This window comes from Frankia sp. CcWB2 (assembly GCF_977927585.1).
Window position 1 is genome coordinate 15573 of sequence record NZ_CDWRCM010000007.1, and the last position, 4370, is coordinate 19942.

The window sequence follows — 4370 nt, forward strand, 5'->3', positions numbered from 1 at the left end:
GTGGGTGGTGGCCACGGGGATCTCGCTGGGCATAATCGCGCCCGGGCTCGCCCACGCCGTCAAGGAGATCGACGCGGGCGGTGACACGCATCGGCGTACCCTTCCAATCATGGGGGGTGTCGCCGTGAGCACCGCCTGCTGGGTACTGATCATTGCTTCCATGGCCATAAAACCCGGGACCTGACTCGGCCGGGCCACCGCGACGATCCGGGCGGGTCGGCGCTCAGCTCGCCTGCGCGAGCGTCCCGCGACGATCGACTCCCCCGCGATGCACGACATCCCCGCGATGCACGACATCGTCAAGCTTGTCCAGGATGCGGCCCCAGACCTGGCGGGGGAGCTCATGCCCCATCCCGTCGATCTCCAGCAGCTCCGCGAGCGGGATCGCCGCAGCCGTCAACCGACCACCGAGGACCGGGACGAGCGGGTCCGCGTCACCGTGGACGACGAGGGTGGGGACCGGGAGCCGCGCGAGCCCGGGGGTGCGGTCGGGCGCCGCGAGCACGGCGGCGATCTGGCGCATAGCCCCGACCGGGTTCGGGCGACGGCCCCATTGGATCTCGGCCCGCCGCCGCAGCCACGCCACGTCCGGCTCGAACAGCGGCGAGCCCAGGACCTCCTGTGCCTCGTGCCCGGCGAGGACGAACTCCTCCAGGTCGGCCGGCGCCGGCCGCAGGAACAGCGCGATCGCCTCGGCGGTCGGCTGCACCCGGTGGTCACCCGGATGGGACATCATCGAGGTGAGGCTGCGCACCCGCTCGGGGTTCCCGAGGGCCGCGATCTGGGCGATCATGCCACCCATCGAGCTGCCCATCAGGTGCGCCGACTCGATTCCGAGGGCGGTCAGCAGGCCGATTGCGTCCGCGGCCAGGTCCTCGAGCCGGTAGGGGGCGAGGTCGAAGCGACCGCTCAGGATCGCTGCCAGGTCGGGCCGACCGAGCTGGTCGAGATGAGTGGACAGTCCCACGTCCCGGTTGTCGAAGATAATCGTTCGATAACCGCGACGGCCGAGCGCGGCCAGCAGGTCCGGGTGCCAGCCTACGAGCTGCTGCCCGAGGCCGCCGATCAGGAGCAGCGGCAACCCGTCCTCGTCGCCGTGGATCTCGTAGGCGAGGTCGATGCCGTTGACCGAGACGATGCCCATGGTCGGAAGGTAGCCATCCCATGGCGCCGGCGCACGAGTTCCGCCGGCAATCGGCCGGAGGTCACCCGAAAGGGCCAGGCGGATGCCGGCAGCGCGGCCGTCGAGCGGCGAACACCCCACCCGTCAACTACTTTAGGTAGTCACTCGACCTCCTATAGCGATTATCCTGCTGGGCAACCCCACCGGACGGGCACACGTGATCTTTCCGACGATCGAGTTTGCGGCGTTCCTTGTCGTGGTGCTGGCGATCTCCTGGCTGCTGATGCCCCGGCCGAGGCTGTGGAAGCCGTTCATCCTCGGGGCGTCGTATTTCTTCTACGGCTTCGCGGACGCGCGCTTCGTGCTGCTGATCGTGGCCTCCACCTTGATCAACCAGGGCGCCGCCGTCGCGATCCATCGCTGGCTCGACCGCCGCATCCTCATCGCCGCGATCGTCTGCGACCTCGGCCTGCTCGGCTGGTTCAAGTACTACAGCTTCTTCGCCCTGTCGGTGGACCGCGCGCTGGCCGAGATCGGTCTCCCCACATCGCTGCCCCTGCTCCAGGTGGCGCTGCCGATCGGGATCTCGTTCTTCACCTTCCAGGCGCTGTCCTACGTCATCGACGTCCATCGCGGCACCAGCGCACCCGCGTCGCTGCTGGACTTCGCCGTGTACGAGGCGTTCTTCCCGCACCTGGTCGCCGGTCCCATCGTGCGTGCGCGCGAGTTCATCCCCCAGCTCGCCACGCCACGGGACCCGAACCAGGTCCAAGCCACCCGGGCCGTGTTCCTGATCGTGGGCGGCCTGGTCAAGAAGGTGGTGCTCGCCGACCTGATCGCCTCGCGCCTCGTCGACCCCGTCTTCGACGCGCCCGGCCAGCACTCGTCGCTGGAGATCGCCACGGCCGTCTACGGCTACGCCGTGCAGATCTACTGTGACTTCTCGGCGTACTCCGACATCGCGATCGGGATCGCCCTCCTGCTCGGCTTCCGCTTCCCGGATAACTTCGACCGTCCCTACGCGGCCACCACCCTGCAGGACTTCTGGCGCCGCTGGCACATGACCCTGTCCCGATGGCTCCGGGACTACGTCTACCTACCGCTCGGAGGGAACCGGAAGGGGCGTCGGCGCACCTACCTCAACATCATGATCACCATGACTCTGGGTGGTCTCTGGCACGGCGCCGCCTGGACGTTCGTCCTGTGGGGATCGCTGCACGGCGGTGGCCTGGTGACCGAACGCCGGATACGTGCCCGACGGGCGGACCGGATCCGGGCGGCGGAATGGGCACGAGCCACGGGGCAGGCCCGAGTCACAGGACAGGAGCAGATCACGGGACAGGCCGAATCGGCGGGGCTCTCCGCGATGCCACTACCCCGGCCGGGATCGGAGAGCCCCGCACCGGTCCTTTCCCCTGGCGGATCCGGCGCCGTTGCTGGTCCCGGTCTCGCTGCCGGCTCCAGCACCGCCGACAGCCCCGCGGGGACGCCGACCACGGCGAGCCGCCGGACGATCACCGCCACACAGGCCTCACTTCCCGAAGCGGCACCCAACCCGATCCGCGCCTGGGCCGGCCGGCTGGCCGTCTTCCACTTCGTGTGTGCCACCTGGGTCCTGTTCCGAGCGCCCGACCTGGCAACGGCGCGCGAGCTCGCCGTCCGGCTGTTCACCGCGGGCGGACCGGCGCCGCTGGTCACTCCGACGGTCCTCGCCGCCATCGGGGTGGGACTGGCCACCGCCGCCGTCCCGCGCGCCTGGTGGATCCACGCGCAGGTCGCCTTCGCCCAACTGCGCCTTGGCGCCCAGATCGCGCTGCTCACCCTGAGCATCATGATCATTTATGCGATCGTCGGCCCGCAGGACGTCGCGCCGTTCATCTACTTCCACTTCTGAGTCACGCTCGCCTGCTCTCCCCGTCCCGATCCCGATCCCGATCCCGATCCCGATCCCGGTGCCGGAGCCAGTGCCGGAGCCGGAGCGTTGCCCCGGCCGGGGCCGCCCAGGCCGGACGATACGAGCGGCGGAGAGCGGAGCCTTGACTTAAGGTAATCGAACAACAACGCCTGATCACATTCCGGGGCATCTGTGACCTGCGCCGACGAAGCCGAGGGACGATGACTGAGCGTGAAGATCCGGCGCCACCGGGGCCACCGGCGACCGCACCCGCGGCGACCACCGGCGTCGTCCGGGCCCGGCAGGCCTTCCTGCTGGTAGCCGTCACCCTGGGTCTGCTGGCGGTGCTCCGCGCCTCAGCGATGGTGCACGGGGGCGAGGGCATGCGCCCAGGACTCACCCGCACGCTCGTGCTGGGCATGGCCCGGCCGATCGAACGGATCACCCGGACCGTCCACCTCGACGAACCGGACCGGTGGTTGTCGCGCGCGTTCGGTCACGACGCCAAGCCCGGCGGCACCTTCTCCGAGCTGGCATCGGCGGCCAGTCGGGCTGAAGCCGAGCCCGATCACCCTGGCGCCTCCGGGCCGGGCGCCGCCGGTTCCCACCGCTCCCCACTGCCACCGCGCCACCCGACCGCGGCCGATCCGCTGCGCGTCCTGGTCACCGGGGACTCGCTGACAGAATCACTCGGTCCGACCATCATGAACAGTGCGCCCGCCACGATCCGGGCACAGACCGAGACGCGGTTCGGCACGGGCCTGGTGCGGCCCGACTTCTTCGACTGGGCCACCCATGCCCGGACGCAGATCACGCAGCGCAACCCGGAGCTGGTGATCGTCGCCATGGGCGGGAACGACGGCCAGGGCATCACGCTTCCGGACGGAACCGTCCTGCCGGCCGGATCGGACGCGTGGGCCGCCGAGTACCGACGGCGTGCCATCGTCGTGATGCGGATCTGGAGCGGCGACGGGGCCCGCCGAGTGCTGTGGCTCAGCCTCCCGCCGGCCCGGCCGGACCAGCTGAACGGCTACTTCCGCCGACTGAACGAGGCGACCCTCGACGCCACGACCAGGGTGGTCGGAGCCCGATATCTCGACCTCACCCCGTGGTTGTCGAAGAACGGCGCGTACAGCGACTACCTCACCGGCACGGACGGTAACACCGTCCTGGCCCGGGCCCGTGACGGCGTGCACCTGAGTCTCGACGGCGCGCGGATCGCCGCGGGACACATTCTGGAGACCGTGCGCAGCACGTGGAACCTGCGGTGAACGACGATCGGAGCGACCGGCGGAGGCCGGACCGAGCGAACGCTCAACGGGGGCGGAACCCGAAGCCCGCGCCGTCCAGATC

3 protein-coding genes and 1 pseudogene are annotated in these 4370 nt (G+C 70.0%); 3 read left to right on the forward strand and 1 reads right to left on the reverse strand.

Annotated features, from left to right (window positions below):
• A pseudogene (locus ACY45C_RS01890) lies at positions 1-184 on the forward strand (hypothetical protein); the annotation flags it as partial.
• A gap of 39 nt (positions 185-223) precedes the next feature.
• On the opposite strand, the gene ACY45C_RS01895 reads toward ACY45C_RS01890, so the two are convergent.
• Positions 224-1144 carry an alpha/beta fold hydrolase gene (locus ACY45C_RS01895; RefSeq protein ID WP_462185947.1) on the reverse strand — a complete coding sequence of 307 codons (921 nt, stop codon included), beginning with the start codon at positions 1142-1144 and terminating at the stop codon, positions 224-226.
• A gap of 196 nt (positions 1145-1340) precedes the next feature.
• On the opposite strand from ACY45C_RS01895, the gene ACY45C_RS01900 reads away from it, so the two are divergent.
• Both ACY45C_RS01900 and ACY45C_RS01905 read left to right on the forward strand, forming a co-directional pair.
• Positions 1341-3017 carry an MBOAT family O-acyltransferase gene (locus tag ACY45C_RS01900; protein ID WP_462185948.1) on the forward strand — a complete coding sequence of 559 codons (1677 nt, stop codon included), beginning with the start codon at positions 1341-1343 and terminating at the stop codon, positions 3015-3017.
• 221 nt (positions 3018-3238) lie between these two features.
• On the forward strand, positions 3239-4288 hold the full coding sequence (locus ACY45C_RS01905) for a DUF459 domain-containing protein (protein ID WP_462185949.1): 1050 nt from the start codon (positions 3239-3241) through the stop codon (positions 4286-4288).
• Positions 4289-4370 lie beyond the last annotated feature (82 nt).